At 51.9% G+C, this 18,221-nt stretch carries 17 protein-coding genes; all 17 read left to right on the top strand.

Going from position 1 to position 18,221, the window contains the following annotated elements; all coding sequences use genetic code 11:
- Positions 1-13: 13 nt before the first annotated feature.
- The 17 genes from atpG to QWF21_RS09105 all read left to right on the top strand — a co-directional run bounded on the left by atpG (position 14) and on the right by QWF21_RS09105 (position 18,187).
- Positions 14-877, top strand: a complete 864-nt coding sequence (gene atpG / locus QWF21_RS09185) for a F0F1 ATP synthase subunit gamma (RefSeq protein ID WP_330087752.1) — start codon at positions 14-16, stop codon at positions 875-877.
- Between the two features lie 32 nt (positions 878-909).
- Positions 910-2,298 (top strand): F0F1 ATP synthase subunit beta, encoded by a 1,389-nt coding sequence (gene atpD, locus QWF21_RS09180; RefSeq protein WP_330087751.1) that lies wholly within the window; start codon positions 910-912, stop codon positions 2,296-2,298.
- A gap of 17 nt (positions 2,299-2,315) precedes the next feature.
- The gene (locus QWF21_RS09175) at positions 2,316-2,735 is read left to right on the top strand and encodes a F0F1 ATP synthase subunit epsilon (RefSeq protein WP_330087750.1); all 420 of its coding nucleotides are present in this window, start codon (positions 2,316-2,318) and stop codon (positions 2,733-2,735) included.
- Between the two features lie 247 nt (positions 2,736-2,982).
- Positions 2,983-3,282, top strand: coding sequence for a hypothetical protein (locus QWF21_RS09170; protein ID WP_330087749.1), 300 nt, complete (start codon positions 2,983-2,985; stop codon positions 3,280-3,282).
- Between the two features lie 174 nt (positions 3,283-3,456).
- A complete protein-coding gene (locus tag QWF21_RS09165; RefSeq protein ID WP_330087748.1) occupies positions 3,457-6,333 on the top strand; it encodes an insulinase family protein in 2,877 nt (958 codons plus the stop codon).
- 327 nt (positions 6,334-6,660) lie between these two features.
- Positions 6,661-6,915: a hypothetical protein gene (locus tag QWF21_RS09160; protein ID WP_330087747.1), complete on the top strand. Its 255-nt coding sequence runs from the start codon at positions 6,661-6,663 to the stop codon at positions 6,913-6,915.
- 27 nt (positions 6,916-6,942) lie between these two features.
- Positions 6,943-7,077: a hypothetical protein gene (locus QWF21_RS09155; protein ID WP_281248658.1), complete on the top strand. Its 135-nt coding sequence runs from the start codon at positions 6,943-6,945 to the stop codon at positions 7,075-7,077.
- Positions 7,078-7,093: 16 nt separating this feature from the next.
- Positions 7,094-7,879: a CPBP family intramembrane glutamic endopeptidase gene (locus QWF21_RS09150; protein WP_330087746.1), complete on the top strand. Its 786-nt coding sequence runs from the start codon at positions 7,094-7,096 to the stop codon at positions 7,877-7,879.
- Positions 7,872-8,246, top strand: a complete 375-nt coding sequence (locus QWF21_RS09145; RefSeq protein WP_330087745.1) for a hypothetical protein — start codon at positions 7,872-7,874, stop codon at positions 8,244-8,246. The genes QWF21_RS09150 and QWF21_RS09145 overlap by 8 nt, the downstream gene beginning before the upstream one ends.
- Before the next feature lie 64 nt (positions 8,247-8,310).
- On the top strand, positions 8,311-9,684 hold the full coding sequence (gene glmU / locus QWF21_RS09140) for a bifunctional UDP-N-acetylglucosamine diphosphorylase/glucosamine-1-phosphate N-acetyltransferase GlmU (protein WP_330087744.1): 1,374 nt from the start codon (positions 8,311-8,313) through the stop codon (positions 9,682-9,684).
- Positions 9,684-10,385: a winged helix-turn-helix domain-containing protein gene (locus QWF21_RS09135; protein WP_330087743.1), complete on the top strand. Its 702-nt coding sequence runs from the start codon at positions 9,684-9,686 to the stop codon at positions 10,383-10,385. The genes glmU and QWF21_RS09135 overlap by 1 nt, the downstream gene beginning before the upstream one ends.
- 142 nt (positions 10,386-10,527) lie before the next feature.
- Positions 10,528-10,896 (top strand): hypothetical protein, encoded by a 369-nt coding sequence (locus QWF21_RS09130; RefSeq protein WP_330087742.1) that lies wholly within the window; start codon positions 10,528-10,530, stop codon positions 10,894-10,896.
- A 105-nt stretch (positions 10,897-11,001) separates the two neighbouring features.
- On the top strand, positions 11,002-13,158 hold the full coding sequence (locus QWF21_RS09125) for a winged helix-turn-helix domain-containing protein (protein ID WP_330087741.1): 2,157 nt from the start codon (positions 11,002-11,004) through the stop codon (positions 13,156-13,158).
- 144 nt (positions 13,159-13,302) lie between these two features.
- Positions 13,303-14,532 carry an efflux RND transporter periplasmic adaptor subunit gene (locus QWF21_RS09120; RefSeq protein ID WP_330087740.1) on the top strand — a complete coding sequence of 410 codons (1,230 nt, stop codon included), beginning with the start codon at positions 13,303-13,305 and terminating at the stop codon, positions 14,530-14,532.
- 10 nt (positions 14,533-14,542) lie between these two features.
- On the top strand, positions 14,543-15,256 hold the full coding sequence (locus tag QWF21_RS09115) for an ABC transporter ATP-binding protein (RefSeq protein ID WP_330087739.1): 714 nt from the start codon (positions 14,543-14,545) through the stop codon (positions 15,254-15,256).
- Positions 15,253-17,673 (top strand): ABC transporter permease, encoded by a 2,421-nt coding sequence (locus QWF21_RS09110; RefSeq protein ID WP_330087738.1) that lies wholly within the window; start codon positions 15,253-15,255, stop codon positions 17,671-17,673. Before QWF21_RS09115 ends, QWF21_RS09110 begins: the two co-directional genes overlap by 4 nt.
- On the top strand, positions 17,666-18,187 hold the full coding sequence (locus tag QWF21_RS09105) for a hypothetical protein (protein WP_330087737.1): 522 nt from the start codon (positions 17,666-17,668) through the stop codon (positions 18,185-18,187). Before QWF21_RS09110 ends, QWF21_RS09105 begins: the two co-directional genes overlap by 8 nt.
- The last annotated feature ends 34 nt before the right edge of the window (positions 18,188-18,221 follow it).

Raw genomic sequence — 18,221 nt, 5'->3', positions numbered from 1 at the left:
CGGAGACAACGTCATGGCCGGTGGTAAAGAGATAAAAAGCAAGATTGGGAGTATTAACAATACTCGCAAGATCACCAGCGCTATGGAAAAGGTTGCGGTTAGCAAAATGCGCCGCGCGCAGGAGCGAGTCGCTGCATCCCGCCCATACGCTGAAGGTATGCGCAAAGTGATCGGTAACATGGCCGGAGGTAACCTGGATTATCGCCACCCTTATATGGTGGAACGTGAAGCAGGCACCGTTGGCTACATCATTATCTCAACCGATCGTGGACTTTGTGGTGGCCTGAACAGCAATGAATTCAAAGCTGTGGTTCAGGAGCTAAAAAGTTGGAAAGAAAAGGGAGTGTCTGCTGAGTTTGCCTTAATTGGTAACAAAGCCACTGCTTTTTTCCGTCGTTTTGGTGGCAAAGTACTGGCCCAGCAAGCCGGCTCGGGTGAGAACCCGAAGCTCGCGGATATCATTGGGTCCGTGCAGGTGATGCTGAAAGCCTATCTGGAAGGTCGTATTGATCGCCTCTATCTGGTGTACAACCAGTTTGTCAACACCATGAAACAAGAGCCAACGATTGAGCAACTGTTGCCTTTGCCAACCCAGGATGCGCCTAAGCGTAAATACAAGTGGGATTACATTTACGAGCCGAAGCCAGAGCCGATTATCGACATGCTGATGGATCGGTACATTGAGTCGCTGGTGTATCAGGGGCTGGTAGAAAACGCCGCCTGTGAACACGCTGCCCGTATGGTCGCGATGAAAGCGGCCACCGACAATGCCGGCAACCTGATGGATGAGCTGAAGTTGGTGTACAACAAAGCCCGTCAGGCCGCCATCACTCAGGAACTGAGTGAGATTGTATCGGGTGCAGCTGCGGTTGGTTAAGTGAACAGTTTTGAGACATTTGAGGAAACAACATGAGTCAAGGTAAGGTAGTCCAAATTATTGGCGCCGTTGTGGATATCGACTTTCCACAAGATGCGGTACCTGGTATCTATGACGCGTTGAACGTAACTGACGGTGACCTCTCAGGTCTGGTGCTGGAAGTACAGCAGCAGCTGGGTGGTGGCACAGTGCGTACCATCGCTCTGGGCACAACTGATGGTCTGCGCCGTGGCGCTGCCGTTAGCAATACCGGTAAAGCCATTCAGGTTCCGGTGGGTAAAGCCACACTGGGCCGTATTATGAACGTACTGGGTGAGCCAATCGACGAAGCTGGCCCTATCGGTGAAGAAGAGCGTTGGTCCATCCACCGTGAAGCACCAAGCTATGAAGATCAGGCAGCTTCTAACGCCCTGCTGGAAACTGGTATCAAGGTTATCGACCTGGTTTGTCCGTTTGCTAAGGGTGGTAAAGTTGGTCTGTTCGGTGGTGCCGGTGTTGGTAAAACCGTGAACATGATGGAGCTGATCCGTAACATCGCGATCGAGCACAGCGGTTACTCGGTATTTGCCGGTGTGGGTGAGCGTACCCGTGAAGGTAACGACTTCTACCACGAGATGAAAGATTCCAACGTACTGGATAAAGTATCGCTGGTGTATGGTCAGATGAACGAACCACCAGGCAACCGTCTGCGTGTGGCGCTGACCGGTCTGACCATGGCGGAAAAATTCCGTGATGAAGGCCGCGACGTACTGTTCTTCGTAGATAACATCTACCGTTACACCCTGGCCGGTACCGAAGTATCAGCCCTGTTGGGTCGTATGCCTTCAGCAGTTGGTTATCAGCCAACACTGGCTGAAGAAATGGGTGTGTTGCAAGAGCGTATCACCTCTACCAAGACCGGTTCCATCACCTCCATTCAGGCCGTTTACGTGCCTGCGGATGACTTGACCGATCCATCGCCAGCAACTACCTTCTCGCACTTGGATGCGACGGTGGTACTGAGCCGGAACATCGCTTCTTTGGGTATCTACCCGGCGATTGATCCGCTGGATTCGACCTCACGTCAGCTGGATCCACTGGTGATTGGTAAAGAGCACTACGAAGTAGCCCGTGGCGTACAAACTGTACTGCAACGCTACAAAGAGCTGAAAGACATCATCGCCATCCTCGGTATGGACGAGCTGTCGGATGAAGACAAAACCACGGTATTCCGGGCTCGGAAAATCCAGCGTTTCCTGTCTCAGCCGTTCTTCGTGGCGGAAGTATTTACCGGTTCACCAGGTAAGTACGTGTCACTGAAAGATACCATCCGTGGCTTTAAAGGCATCCTGGATGGTGAGTTTGACCATTTGCCAGAGCAGGCTTTCTACATGGTTGGTTCCATCGAAGAAGCCATCGAGAAAGCGAAGAAGCTGAAATAATCAGCTGAGGAGGCAAGATGGCGATGACAGTGCATCTGGACGTAGTCAGTGCAGAAGATAAAATCTTCTCCGGCCTGGTCGAGTATGTCGAAGTGAGTGGTGCGGATGGTGAGCTGGGTATTTTGCCCTTTCACACCCCGCTGCTGACGACAATCAAGCCTGGCATGGTGCGCATCGTCAAGCAATTTGGTGAAGAGCACTTCATCTACGTTGCTGGCGGCGTGCTGGAAGTGCAGCCGGATGGCGTCACCGTTTTGGCCGATGTGGCTAAACGGGCAGAAGATCTGGATGAGCAGGCGATTCTTGAAGCACAAAACCGTGCCAAAGAAGCCATGCAACATGCCAGCGCCGACTTCGACTACGCGGAAGCCGCGGCTCAGTTGGCAGAGGCCATTGCGCAGCTGCAATTGATCCGTAAATTGCGCAAAACCAAATAAGCAGGCCCTGCGCCTTGCCAAAAAGCCACCTTCGGGTGGCTTTTTTATTTGGGGATTTTTTATTCCATTCTGGTTGGTTACTCCGTTAGCATTCACTCTATAAAAACGCGCAGCGATGCGCTATTTCGCGCATATAAGCGATAGGTTTTACTTTACTTCATTGATTCTAAAGGCTTTATAGTTTTGGCATGTATCTTTCATTGTAGTGATAGAGCCATACACATTCACGCTTTGAAAGGAAACCACTATGAAGAAATTAACTGCAATTAGCCTACTGCTTATCTCTACTTTACTAGTAAACCCAGCAACTACAGTTGCAAATGAGCAATTTTATAGTGCTCAGGCTGCTTCAGCTCAGCTATCGATGACCGCACCAGCGCAGTTATCCGCTGATTTGCAGATCTTGATCAGTCAGGAACTTAGAGCTTTGACTAAGCAGAATCTACAACAGTCAGTACAAGCCTATTTTGAAAAAAGTGATGAGAAGTCTTTAGCGATGTCCATTGCTCTGGCAAAAGCTTGTAATGAACAGTTCAGTTGCCTCTAACTTGGTGGAATACTAATTCCAATATAAAACAATAATATAGGTTGGTTATAACTATGGTTATACGGCCGTTACCGCGAAATCACGCTTTACTCCGATCCTTGTCATTGGAAATTTGCTTTCGACTGAGTAACTTAATGTGCAACCAACAAAGCTGCATTAATTAAAGGATAAAACATGATGAAAAAGCACAGCTTTACCCTAAGTACAGTTAGTCTGGCACTAATAATTGCTGGTAGCAGTGTCGTTTTGCTAAATGGCTGTAGCAGTGCACCTACCCATACGATTGCGGTGGAGCAGCCTGCTGCTCAGTCCATTATCACCAGCCCGAACGATGCACGTCAGTATAAAGCCATTACTCTGCCCAACCAGCTTCAGGTAGTGTTGGTGTCGGACCCTGCAGCGGAAAAATCGTCCGCAGCTCTTAGTGTCGATGCAGGCTGGCTGAACGATCCCAAGGAACAACAGGGACTGGCGCACTTTTTGGAGCACATGCTCTTTATGGGCACCGAGCGTTTTCCAGACCCGGATGGTTTTATCAATTTTATGAGCCAGCATGGTGGAACCTACAACGCCTTTACCAATCAGCTCACCAATTACATGTTTGAAATCAACTACAGTCATTTTGATGAAGCCTTGGATCGTTTTTCCGATTTTTTCAAATCGCCGCTGTTGCTGCCGGATTACATTGAAAAAGAACGTCATGCGGTGCATTCCGAGTGGTCGATGATGCGGACTCAGGATGGCTGGGCCATGCTGGCCTTGGCTGCCAAGTTGCTGGGTGACCATCCATCCAATCAGTTTTGGGTCGGCAATCTGGACACCTTAAGCGATAAAGAAGGCAGCAAACTGCATGATGAGCTGTTGGCGTTTTACCAGAATTACTACTCAGCCAACCGCATGCAGCTGGTGTTGATTAGCCCGCAGCCACTGCCTGATATGCAGTTGCTGGCGCAGCGCTTTTTCGCCGACATAGAGAACAAGGATCTGGCCAGCCCCCGCCCAAGCCACTGCATCAACTTCGAACAGCACGGGCCGCGTTTGGTGCACTTTGTCCCCAACACTGAAATGCAACAGGTTCGATTGGGCTTTACCATCAAAAACAATCTGGAGCAGTTTGCCAGCAAGCCAAACGAGTTTTTAGCGCATCTTATCCGCTCGGAAATGCCAGGCACGCCGGCACAACAGTTAAAAGCCATGGGCTTGGTGGATGCTGTGTCTGTCGACTATGATCCGAAGTTTTATGGCAACTACGGGCATTTCAATATCAACATTGCTTTAACGGCGGCTGGTATGCAGCAACGGGATGCTATTACCGCAATTTTTATGCAGTACCTGGAGCTAATTCGGCAGCAAGGCGTGAATGAACGTTATTACCAGGAAATCCGCACCTCGTTGCAAAACCAGTTTCACTTCCTGGAAAAGCGCGATGGTTTTGGCTATGCCGCTCAGTTAAGTAGTGCCATGCAGTATTACCCGGTAACCTCTGTGGTCAGCGCACCTTTTCAGTACGATGGTTTTGATGCCGAAGCCATCAATACCTTGCTAGCGCAGCTGGTACCGGAACGTTTGACAGTCTGGCACATCAGTCAGCAGGAGCCCGCCGAGCAAGAGCTCACGTTCTTTCAAGCGCGCTATTCGGTGCAGCCGATTGGCGAAGAGCAACTGCAGGCTTGGCAGCAACCGCTGTTGCCACTGAGTTTGCCAGCGCTGAATCGCTTTCAGCCGGAAAGCTTTGCGGTGCAGCACAGCGACTACAGCCAGCCGACGCAGGTATTGAATGAAGACGGTGTTGAGGCCTGGTTAATGGGCAGCGAACATTTTTCCGACCAGCCGCGGGGTCATTTACTGATGCAATGGCATCAACCTACGGCGAAGACCACAGCGCAAGACGCCGTGATGCATGGTTTATGGCAATTGATCTTTATGATCACTAACCAGGCATTGCTGCAAGAGGCCAGTGCCGCTGGCATGCAGTTGCAGCCAGAAGGAGAGGAGTACGATCTGGTCTGGCGCCTGGCCGGCTTTACCGATAAACAACCGGAATTGGTGCAGGATATAGGCCGTTTACTGGCCAGCGAGGTCAGTGCTCAGCAGTTTGCTCAAGGCATGGACTTGTTACAGCGGCAATTACGCTCTTTTGAGCAGCAAATGCAGGCTCGTCAGGCCAGTGAATGGATGAGAACCACCATGCTCGGCGGCCGTTTTGAGCTAAGTGCCATGCTGGAGGCCAGCAACCAGGTTAGCCTGGAGCAGCTGAATGCGTACATCCAACAGACGTTGGCCGCAAGCCAGTTGCGCGTGCTGGCGCAAGGCAATTACAGCCAAGCCGATGTCGTTGCGATAGCGCAGTCGCTGCGCGGCAGCCAACAAACAGAACACGCTTATCAAATTTCGCCTCGTTGGCAGCCCAAAGCCGGCGAGCGCTTGCTGGTGCTACGCAGCAGTCCACAAGACGATAGCAGTCTGGTGCGTACCCAGTTGCTGCCTAATGCTGGTGTCAGCGGACAGGCCGCAGCTAAAGTGCTGTCGGGTCATCTGCATCAGGCTTTCTTCAACCAGCTACGGACTGAAGAAGGCTTAGGCTATGTGGTGCAAGCGGGTGAGTTGCCATACAACGAGCATGCTGGGGTAGTGTTTTATATCCAGAGCCCGGTATTGTCGGCCGAGCAACTGCAGCAGCGGGTTGAGCGTTTTTTGCAGGAGTACAGTGCGCAAGTGGCGGCATTAACCGAAGAGGAGTTTAATCGCTTAAAAGAGTCTCAATTGCTGGAGCTGCGCCGGGCCCCAAACAATCTGACCGAAGAGTTTGCCTCGATGCGAACGGATTGGCTGCGCAACCGGCTGGGCTTTGACAGCAAGGCGCGCTTAACCGCAGCGGTTGAAGCCCTGACATTGCCAAAGTTGCAACACTTCTATCAGCAGGTAGCCTTATCGGAGCAAGCGGCCGCCTTGCAGGTGATTTTGCAAGGCCAGTCGCAGGAGCAGGATTTTACGCCACTGCCTGGTTTTAAGGCGCTGGATGACCTGGCGGAGTTTCATCAAGGCTTCTAAGGTGCTGTAATAACCTTAATCCAAGCCCCTGCCTGTCAGGGGCTTTTTCATCTGTCATTTTTGTGGTCAAACTGTAAATCCATGCGGCTTCAAGAAGCAGGCTTCAGCAGGAGATATCATCGCTGTAACAAATAGTCAGAGCAGTATGCCATCAGTTTTGCTGGATTTTATTTAAGCTGTTGATTTTGTTTTCCTTAATTTTGGTTATAACCTGGTTATAACCAACGGCATCACTCTGTCACAGCAAAGTCCTGCCACCGTTATCGTCTTTGTGCCCTGCTCTGCCTAAGCTGGCGTTGTCTTAATCAAACGCCATTGGAGGCACTTATGAAAACATCACTAAAACGCTATATCGCTGCTATCGCCATCTTATCTGTGAGCAGCTTACCTTTGACTGCTGCGGAACTAACCGGGCAAGACGATGCTTTTCCGGAACTGACACAATACATTCAGCAGGATTTACGACAACAACTGCAAGACCAACTGGAAGTGCTAAAGCAAAGCACGAAACAGCAATTGCAGCAGCAAGTAAAACAGTTGTTGCAGCAGTCCATCCAGCTGGTGTTGCCAGAGCGCAACTAAAGAATAAAACATGGCAGGTAGCGCTTTATGAAACCAGTGATCGATAAATGCATGCCCGTTTTGAGCTATGGCTGTTGGTTGTTGTTGTGCCTGGCTCTGCAGCAGGGGCTGATTGCGCTGCTCAATACCATGGTGCCATTGGGCTGGTACCTGCCGCTTTGATGAAAAGGAATACAACATGACAACTCAGACACTGAACGAAGCGCCGGCTGCTGAAGCCATTGAGCAGCCGCAAACATCGACAAAGGCTCAACCTTTTAGCCGTTCCATCAAGTTTTTGCTGGCCATGGTGGTGACTTACTTTGTAGCGGCATTTGTGTATGGAATTGGTGCTGTGATTTATGGTACAGCCACTCAGCCGGATTTGTCACAGGCAGAGAGCCAGGCCTGGATAAGTGCGCATTTGATCAGCCCCAATGGCATCACCTGGATGTATTTGGTGACCGCCATCCCTGTGCTGCTGGTGTTGCTTAAAGCAGCCAGCTTGCCGCAGCAGCGCTGGACACAAACCTTGGCGTTAACACCGGTCGCGGCCAAGCGCTACTTGCCATGGCTGGGTGCTTTTGCGCTGTATTACGCGTCGGCCTGGCTGATCAACTGGCTGTGGCCGGTAGAGTCGGGTGAATTTATTGAATCCCTGGTAGGGGTGCGTCATCTGGGGCTTTTTGTCACCATGGTGTTGGTGGCTCCGGTGGTAGAGGAACTGGTGTTTCGTGGTTACTTCTTTCAAGCCTGGCGCAACAGTTCTCTGGGTTTGTGGGGCACCTTGTTGCTGACCTCGATGCTGTTCACCTTGGTTCACGCTGGCCAGTACCCGCTGCTAATGATGGCGATGCTGTTTAGCTTTAGCTTAATCCTGGGATTGGCGCGGGAAAAAACCGGTTCGGTCTATGTGCCGATGGCAATGCATGCGGCGAATAATCTGCTGGCATTTATCCTGATCAACTGGATAGGTTATGTCTAAGCGGCGCCTGTGCATCGCCTTGCTGTTGGGAAGCCCGGTGTTGAGCCTGGTTTCCCTGCATGGCTGGCAGTGGTATCAAACGCCCAGAGTGACGTTAAGCCCGGAGTTGTGGCAACCGACTTCTTCAACCAACACGGCTGTCGTGGATCTTAGCTTCTGGACCCAAAAGCGTCATGCCCACCAGTTGCAACTGACGAAAGACTTTGTGTTGCAAAGCCGCAGCGGCAGCATTGGCATCCGCTTAACCTCGCTTAGTTACCCCAGTTTGTATCCGTCCAAGGTTCGGGTTGGCTTTGAGCTGCTCGAGCCGGAGGATTTTGAGGTGCTTAGTCAACAGCAGAACTTTGTGCTGCGTCCACAAGGGTAAATGCTCTGTCATCGGGCGGTAATTTCGGTAGAATAGAGCCATTACGAACAAAGGAAGCATCGTTATGGCATTAAATGTAGTGATACTGGCGGCCGGTAAAGGCACACGGATGAAATCGGACTTGCCCAAGGTGTTGCACCGGGTGGCGGAACGGCCGATGGTGCAGCATGTGATTGATACCGCCCGCGCTTTGGGCTCCGACCAGCCGCAGCTGGTGTATGGTTATGGCGCTGAAGCGTTACAAAGCGCCCTTGGCGAGCAGCCGCTGCACTGGGTGCTGCAGGCCGAGCAACTGGGCACCGGCCATGCGGTGGCGCAGGCGGTGCCGAATATCGCCGATGAGGATACCGTGCTGGTGTTGTACGGCGATGTGCCTTTAACCCGGCTGGATACTTTGCAGCAATTGCTGGCAGTCAAACCTACCAATGGCCTGGCCATTCTAACCGTCAATCTGACCAACCCAACCGGTTATGGCCGCATTGTGCGTGAGAACGGCAAAGTGGTTGGCATTGTTGAGCAAAAAGACGCTACGCCCGAGCAGCTGCAAATCAACGAAGTCAACAGCGGCATCATGGCGCTGCCCGGCAAGCAGTTAAAAGACTGGTTAAGCCGTTTATCCAACAACAATGCCCAGGGTGAATACTACCTTACCGATGTGATTGCGATGGCACATGCCGAAGGCGTTGAAATTGCCACCGCTCAGCCGCAAGATCCGATGGAAGTAGAAGGTGCCAACAATCGGGTGCAATTAGCCGCGTTAGAGCGCGCCTATCAGCAACGCCAAGCCGAAGCATTAATGCTGGCAGGTGCCAATTTGCGCGATCCGGCTCGCATTGATGTGCGTGGTAGTGTGGAAGTAGGCAATGATGTGATGATCGATATCAATGTCATTTTTGAAGGCAAAGTGGTGCTGGGCAAAGGCGTGACCATTGGTGCCAACTGCATCTTAAAAGACTGCACTATCGGCGATAACACCGAGATTAAGCCTAACTCGATGATTGAAAAGGCAACGGTGGGCGCGGATTGCTCCGTAGGTCCTTATGCCCGTCTGCGGCCGGACTCGGTGATGCTGGATGACAGCCATGTCGGTAATTTTGTCGAAATGAAAAAAACCACCCTTGGCAAAGGCTCCAAAGCCAACCATCTGACCTACCTCGGCGATGCCGTCATTGGTGAAAAGGTGAATGTGGGTGCCGGTACCATTACCTGTAATTACGATGGTGCCAATAAGTTTGTTACCACCATCAAAGATGGTGCTTTTATTGGCTCAAACAGTTCATTGGTAGCACCAGTCTCGGTAGGGGTAAATGCGACTGTTGGGGCTGGCACTGTATTAACCCGCGATGCAGGCGATGGCGAACTGGTGGTCGCCCGCGCCAAACAACGCCATATCACGGACTGGCAGCGGCCAGTGAAGCAGCAGCCAGGTAAAAGTTGATGCGAACATTGTGGTGGACTGCGTTGCTGCTGCTCATGCTGTTTCCTGCAGGTGCTCAGGCGCATTGCTTTATGCTGGAAGCTTTTGGCAGCTCTCCTTTTGGTGTTTGTTACACTGACGGACCTGTGTATGTGATCACGTGGGTATTTTTACTGTGGCTGATGGCCACCATCACCTTTGGTCTGCTGCTGTTAAACCCCAGAGTGCACTTGTTGATTAAAGTGGTGCTCTTTGTGTTGTCGTTGCCAGTCAGTCTGGTATTGCTGCCGCTGTTGTTTGCTTTGCAGTGGTTGCAGCAGCGTTTGGGTTGGCTGCAACCTTTGGCTGTTCCTAACGTGCAAGAGCAAGAGCTTGCTAAGGAAGTCGCTGTGGCTGGTGTGCAAACGGCCTCGCCAACTCAGTTACTGCAGCTGGGGCATTGGCAACTGAACCCGGTGACGCATCAACTTGGGTTGGAAGGTGAGTGGCAAACGTTGGAGCCTAAGGTTTATCAATTGCTCGCCTATTTTATAGAGCATCAGGGGCGGGTGATTAGTCTGGAGGAGTTGCATCAAAATATCTGGACCGGTCAGGTGGTCACCGATACGGCGGTGCGGCGCAGCATCAGCAAATTACGCCACGCCTTAGGGGATACGGATGCAAAAAATCCGCGTTTTATCCACTCGGTGATGAAGCGTGGCTATCGCTTTGTTATGGATTAAGCCATTGAAAATAAATGTGGTTATAGCTTGGTGGCCACTCGTTCCATGCTAAGTCCACCCTTGGTTGTCGCGATCATCAAGCGCTGGGGGTAGCCTGCTGGCATAGACTGACACGGGGTCAGTCGTTGCAAGAGGATTACCCATGGATATGTTAGCCATTATCAACGTCAGTACTGAATTGGGCGCTGTAGTCACCAGTAGCCTTGAAGCCGCCAGCAGCGCGCAACTGGCTACAGCAACTGAGCCAGCAGCGACAAGGGGCCCTTGTTATCGGCAGGGCAGTTTTGGCTTTGGCGATTGCAGTATGTCTGAATCAGTCCCATCGGCTGGCTCCACCAGCTTCAGCTGGCTGTGGCTGAATGTACTTTTTGCCATGATGTTCCTGCGACAAGATATCCACCGCTTTTGGAAACTAGCCACCTTCTTGTTTGGGTTACCGGGTACCGCCCTGATAGCTGGCTTTTTGTGGTTGATGGGCCGAAGTCGTACTGCAACGGATCCTGGCCGTTAGAACCCGATAAGTGGCTTGTCAGGTGACGTGGCGTTGGTAATTTAGTTTGTTTGTCGATGCAGCTGCGGTAACATCTTATTATGGTGTGTTGAGTCTTTGAGTGCTGTGTCTAAAATCGTTGTTGGTGACTACATCCTGGATACGAAGCAGCAACTGCTGTTTCAACAGCAGCAAGAAGTGGCGATTGAGCCAAAAGCCTTCTCCTTGTTGCTGTATTTGTATCACCAACGTGAGCGCTATGTCAGTTTAGAAGAGCTGCACCAGCAGGTCTGGACTGACCGGGTGGTCAGTGATTCCGCCGTGCGCAGCTGCATTAAAAAGCTGCGCACTGTGCTGGATGATCATGATGTTCGCCAACCACGCTACATCAAATCGGTCGCCAAGCGCGGTTATAAACTGGTTTGTCCGGTCAGTGAACTCGACGCAGAGCCAGCGATGGAGACGGCTACAGCAGCCGATATTGCAACGACGATTCCTACTCTGGCTCCCGGCTCACCGGCTATCGTGCTGGCAAAGCGCCCTGCTCAATTCATCCGGTGGCTGGTACTGTCTGGTGTTGCACTGGTGCTGTTGTGGTTGCTGTTGCCATGGCTTCAGACCCCCAAGACTACTGAACTATCGCTACCATCACCACTAGCGAGCCAGCTATCATCCAGCCAGCTACTATCTGGCCTGCCTATTTCCACCCCGGCCGGAGAAAAGCGTGGTCTGGCCCTGTCCCCGGATGGTGCCTACCTGGCATTTCTCGGCCGCTCCAATCAAAGTGAGCTTTGGCAAGTTTATCTGATGAATAGGGAGAGCGGTGATATCCGCCTTCTTCCAATCAGGTCCCAGCAGCCTAAAAAACTGCTGTTTGATGGTGAACAATCCCTGTTAGTGTTGGATGAGGTGCTAGGAAGCTCCGCGATAACTCGTCTGACACTGATAGAGAATATGCAACCGACTAAAGAGGAAAAGGTAGCAGGTTTTCCCTTAATCGGGCATTTTAGCCCGGCAGCAGAAAGCAAGACTTGGTTGGTCAATGCTGTTGATGATTTGCAAGGCACCGTTAAATTGTATCGTTGGTACGAAGATTCGGGAGCGTTTAAACTGCTGCAGGCACGAAGCAGTGCTATCGACCATATTTATCACTCAGAGCTTTCCCCCTCTACACAGCGATTAGCTAGCGCCGTGTTCCTTAACGCCTCTGAATTTCGACTGGAAGTTCAGGACGTACAGTCAAAGCAAATCCTCTATTCAGAGAAAGTAGCAGGCCGGGTAGATAGATTGGCATGGCGCGATGAAGCGTCAATTATTATGCTCGACGCTGAGCAAGGTCTGGTATTGGTTGAGCTGGCATCAAATAGCCAGAGGGTGATCCTGGGGCATGGCGATGAAACAATCAAAGATTTTGTTCTTGTCGGAACTGAACAGCGGCTGCTATTGCTGCGAAATGAATATTTATCAGAGCCAGTGTTTCAAGAGTTTGCACTGAACCATGGATTAGCGGCCGAACGCATTATAAAAGTACCTAATGGCGTACGCCGACTCAATTATGCAGAGAGCGAACAGTGGTACTTCGGTCTAGTCAACCAGCAGAGTCATTGGGAGTTAATTAAATATCATCAACTCAGTGATAATAGGGAGACCCTGTTCACTAACGATAAGGCCATTGAACTAGTGGATTATCACGCTGAGCGGCATGCCTTATTGCTGCATGATGGTCAACGACTGATAGTGCTAGATTTGCAGCAAAACTCGATAGAGTTGGTGTCTACTTCACAAGTGTTTTTCGATAGTCATGCCGCATTTTCTCTGGACGGAGCGAGTGTTTATTTTGGCCAGCTTATTGCCGGCGAATGGGGAGTGTACCAGTTTGATCGTGCCAGTCGCTCTAGACGTCAGCTTGTTAAAGGCTATCGCGCATTACGTGAAACTTCCGATGGGTTTATTGCTGCCTCGGCACGGGGAGAGCTGTATCAGCTGGATCAACAATTTCGTCAGCTAAAATCGCTTGGACATAGCATTAACACTGAATTTATCAGCCGTTGGTATGTCAAGGGGCCGCAGTTGATTTGGAGTGATTTCGATTTTGTCTCTACCTGGTTAAACCAGCTCAATTTAGACAGCGGTCAGTTTCAGCAAAGCCGTTTTCCATACCAAACAGTCTGGCCTCGATTTGCCATTAATCAGGATGGTAGCCGTGTGCTGGTTTATGGCTTAAGTTCACGTACCACAAATCTTATCGAAGTTGATTTATCTGCTGACCACTCTTCCCTTTAACCGTTAAAGCCGCATTTATTTACCATTCTTGCTAGTGATCGCTTGGTGATAAAAAAGCGATCATAAAATTATTGTGTTAATTCCCTTTTGTTCATACTATCAAATGTAAAAAATAATACATCAAAGATGAATTTAGGGAGTGCTATGAAAACCAATCTAAGTACGCTGGTCTACAGCGCTGTTGGTTTGGTGTCTGCTTTATTGCTGATCAGTGGCTGGAGCATCGGTTTTGCCGGTGGGCTGCACTACCTCAGTGCATCCAGTGTCAGCGTGGCGACGGTGCAAAGTGGCGACTTTACCCAGCGCGTGACCGGCTATGGCAGCTTACAGTCGCAAAACCAGCGTTTGCTGACGGCCAGCAGCATGGCGACGGTGGATGAAATCAAGTTGCGTCCCGGTGCTGTGGTCGAGCCGGATACGGTGATCCTTACGTTAAAAAATCCTGCCTTGGAAATTGCCGCCCAGCAGGCGCTGGCCAACCTGCACAACAAGCGCAGCAACAGCCGCCGGCTGGCGCTGGAGCAGCAGCGCGAAATTCTGGAGCAAAGCTCGCGCTTAGCTGAACTGAAATCCGATTCTGAACTGGCCGCGCTGCAAGTGGAAGCCGAAGCGCCGCTGGCAGTAGCCGGCATTATTTCGGCGATGGATGCAAGGCGCAGCCGGGCCCGGGCCGAGCAGCTGGCCGAGCGTTATCAGTTGGAGCAACAAAAACTCGCTACCCTGCAGGAAGTGCATCAGCAGTATTTATTGATCCAGCAAGAAGATATCCAGCAAGCGGAAGCCGAGCTGAACAATGCCATCAGCCAGTTGCAGCAACTGGTGGTGCGGGCAGGTCTGGCAGGTGTATTGCAGCGCTTGCCGGTTAGTCTCGGCCAGAGCGTCAATGTCGGCGATCAGCTGGCGTTGGTTGGCAGTTTGTCGCCTTTGGTGGCCGAAGTCAAAGTACCGCAAATGCAGGTAAGGCTGTTGCAGACAGGGGCTATGGCGGAAGTCGATACCCGCCATGGCATTGTCACTGGTCAGGTGGTGCGGATAGATCCTGTAGTAGCCGATGGCGCGGTGCAGGTGGATATTTTATTGCCCGAGCAATTATCCGCCGATATCCGGCCGATGCAGATGGTGGATGCGCGCATTCATGGCCAAAGTCGTGGTCAGGTTAGCTTTGTCGATCGGCCGGCAGGTGTTGCCGAGGATGCCAGGGTGGAGCTGTTTAAATTGGATGCGAATCAGGTGGCCAGCCGGGTAGCGGTGCAATTTGGCAAGGCCTCTGGCCAGCAAATCGAAGTGGTGTCGGGCTTAAACCCGGGCGACCGTATTATTATCAGCGATCTGCAGCTTGATAGCAGCGTGCGGCAACTGAAACTGACTCAGTAAGGATTGGACGATGAAAACCGATGTACTCAAAGTAACACAACTGAAAAAAGTATTTCAATCCGGCCAGCAACAGCAAGCGGTGCTTAATGGGGTTAGTTTCAGCGTGCAGCAAGGCGACTACGTGGCAATTTGCGGCCCTTCTGGCTGCGGTAAATCCACCCTGCTGAATATTCTTGGTTTGCTCGATACCGCCGATGGCGGTGAATACTACATTGATGGCCAACTGGTATCCGATATGAACGCTGAGCAGCGGGCGCAAATGCGCAGCCGCCGTATCGGCTTTGTGTTTCAGGCCTTTAATCTGATTGATGAATACACAGTGCTGGATAATGTCGCTCTGCCGCTGAAATACCGTGGCGATAGTGTTAAACAGCGCCAGGCACGGGCACTGGAGTGTCTGGAGAAAGTTGGTCTGGCCGATAAAGCCGCGCTTTTCCCCAACCAGTTATCCGGTGGTCAGCAGCAGCGGGTGTCGATTGCCCGGGCGCTGGCGGCCGACTCCGGCATTATGCTGGTGGATGAACCTACCGGTAACCTGGACTCCAAAAATGGCGATGCGGTGATGGCGCTGCTGGCCGATTTGCACCAGCAGGGTACCACCATAGTACTGGTCACCCACGACCCCCGCTACGCCACCATGGCGCACCGGCAAATTCATTTGCTGGATGGTCAGGTGGTCGCCGCCGAGGCGCTGCAGACTGATGCAGAGGAGCAAGTGGCATGAATGGGCGCCTAATCTGGTCGATGCTGTGGCGCAACTTTCTACAAGCCAGGCAATACTACCTGACTGTCGTGGTCAGCCTGGTGTTTACCCTGACACTGCTGTTTAGTGTGCTGAGTTTGGTCAATATTACCTTCTTTGCGCCCCTGCCTTATCAGAATGATCGCGAGCTTTATTTTGTGGGCGGTGAGCTGAATTATCAGGGGGCCGTGCATCAAGCCAGCAATGTACAGACTTTGTTTGACCTGCAGCAAAACAGTCAGTTGCTGCAGCAGATGGCGGTGTATTTTAGCTTTCAAACTGAGTACAAGCTGCTGGATCAGCCAACACGGCCAAGAGTTCCGGTACTGTTTGGCGCGCACGATATTTTCGAGGTGATGGGGGTAGAGCCTTTATTGGGTCGGCTTTTTAACGAGCAAGAACAAATGGGCAATAAGCAGCCCTCGGTGGTGCTCAGTCAGGCCATCTGGCAGCAGCATTATGGTGGGCGGCCGGATATTGTTGGCCAAAGCATTCAACTGAATCAGCGCCAGTTTACCGTGATAGGGGTGGTGAAGCAGGCGCTGGAGTTGCCGGGCTTTACCGATGCGCATGAGGCCATTTGGCTACCGCTGGATATGGATGAGCGTATTGATATTCGCGGTTTTGGGGGGTACTCGGGTGGTTTTGCAGCGCTGGGCCGGTTAAAGCCCGGAGTAAGCCAGCAGGATGCCAATGCCGAAGCCTATCAGCTGTTAAAGCAAGCCTCGGCTGAGCGCGACCCTGACTTGCAGGGGGTGTTTGAGTATTACGGTAAAGTCGTGCCACTGCGCCAGCAAATTCAGGGCGACTCCGGCCGTTTGGTGTTGATGCTGTTGGCCGGAGTGTCGTTGCTTACTTTAATTGCGTTGGTCAATTTATCCAGCATGCAGCTGGCGCGGGCGGTCAAGCGCTTGCAGCCACTCGCGGTTTGCTATGCCTTTGGTGCCAGTAAAAAGCAAATGTTTCTGCAGGTGTTTCGCCACAATATCGCCTTGCTGGCCGGTGCCGGCTTACTGGCGCTGCTGCTGACCTGGCTGGGCTTTGGCGTGATTGCCAGTGTGGCCAGCGAGCAATTGCCACGCATCAGTGCGCTGCGTATTGATGGCATGATGTTGCTGTTCACAGCCCTGGTGCTACTGGGAATAGCCTTGCTGTTTAGCTGGATTGAGCTCAGCGGCGTGCGCGAACAGCAGTTGATGGCCAGTTTGCAAAGCAGCGGCAAAGGGGCCGGCAAGCAACTCAAGCAGGGGGTGGCGCACAGTTTGATTGGGGTGCAGCTGATGTTGTCCTTGCTGGTGCTGCTGGCAACCGCCCATGTGTTTGTTGCCGCCTGGGCGGAAGCCAACCGACCTACCGGCATCGACAGCCGCGATCTGTGGTCGCTTGACGTAAATTACAGCGATCTGGATAACCGCGAGCAGCGGCAAAACCAACATCGGGCCTTGCTGCAAAGTCTGGCTGCCTTGCCGCAAGTGCAGCAAGTTACTGCGGTATCTGAGCCACGGGCACCCCGGGTGCGTAACCAGGATACGGTTAGCAATGCGCAAGGGGAAATCATCACCTCGGCCCGTATCATTCGGGTGCTGCCAGGTTACTTCCAATTTTACGGTCTTGAGCTGAGTGGTCAGGATTTTACTGCGGAGCAAGTCGGGCTGGAGCATTACCCGCTGATTATTAATCAGCGATTGGCTGATCGTATTGCCCGCACTTCCGGCAAGCCTGCGTTGGGGCAAACACTATCCATTTACCAGGACAGTACCCAGCGGCAAATTATCGGCGTGGTGGCCAATACCAACTTCCCCGGCGATCCGGGCTATGAGGTGGATGAAGTCTATTACCCGGCAGAAAACCCCGGCTGGCGTGACTACAGCTATCTGCTTAAGTTAACTCCTGGTGCAACCCTGACCGATATCGCCTTGCTGGAGCTACTGCGCCAGCAAGATCCGCGACTCGATTTGATTGAGCTCACCACAGTAGCAGCCGCTTTTGCCCGCTATTCGCTGGCGCACCGGCTGGCGGCGGCCTTGGCGGCCACCCTGGCACTGATGAGTTTACTGACGGTACTGGCCGGTATTGCCGGTATTGTCAGCTACCTGGTGCAGGCGCGGCGGTATCAGCTGGGAGTAGAAATGGCGATGGGTGCCAGCTTAAAGCAATTGCTTAAAGACAACCTGGTTAAGCTGGCGCAGCCAATAGCAGCCGCGTTGCTGCTCGGCTTTTCCTGCTTCTTTTTCCTGGCCGGCATCAGCCGCACCCAACCCGAGCTGATGTTTCAGGCCAACTGGACCTTAGTTGCCGCCCTGCTGGCGCTATTGGCATTAGCCGCCCTGCTCTGCAGCTTTGTGCCATTGCGCCGGGTGCTGCTGACCGATCCGGTAAAGGCACTGCGCAATGAGTGATAACAACGTGAGTGAACCTGGCAAAACAACCGTAAACTGGGAAAAGTACACCGCGCTCAGCTCAATGCTGGTTGCGGTTTGTGCCCTAGTGATTTCCATCTGGCAAAGTTACAGCATCCAGCAGCATAATAAATTGTCGCTTAGACCTTATTTGGAAGCTGAATTTAACACTTCTTTAGAGGGCTACTGGGAACTCTATATTAACAATCAGGGCATGGGGCCGGCACAAGTCACTAGCCTGAAGTATAAAGTGGATGGCAAGCTTTATCAGAATCGTGACGAGTTCTTAATTGCGTTGGGCGAAGATCCGGAATGTTACAGCACAGGCAATATTGGCCGCTTTTATAAAATTGCGGATAGACAGATAGCTTTTCGAACCTTAAATGCTTCTTGTTATAAGCCCCTGGAGCAGATGGAAGCATCCTTGAGTCGGATGCAAATTGTACTGGAATATCAGTCACTCTATGGTGAAAGTTATCGGTTGGTTATTGGTGATCAAGATGCTGCTGGTTAGCCCACTGAGTTGCTTGGTGGGTTTAGTGGCAATA

Origin of the sequence: Alkalimonas mucilaginosa, assembly GCF_036327005.1 — a bacterium.
Lineage (GTDB): Bacteria > Pseudomonadota > Gammaproteobacteria > Enterobacterales > Alteromonadaceae > Alkalimonas > Alkalimonas mucilaginosa.
The sequence above is the reverse complement of the archived record's forward strand: the minus strand, read 5'-3'. Positions and strand labels throughout refer to the sequence as shown.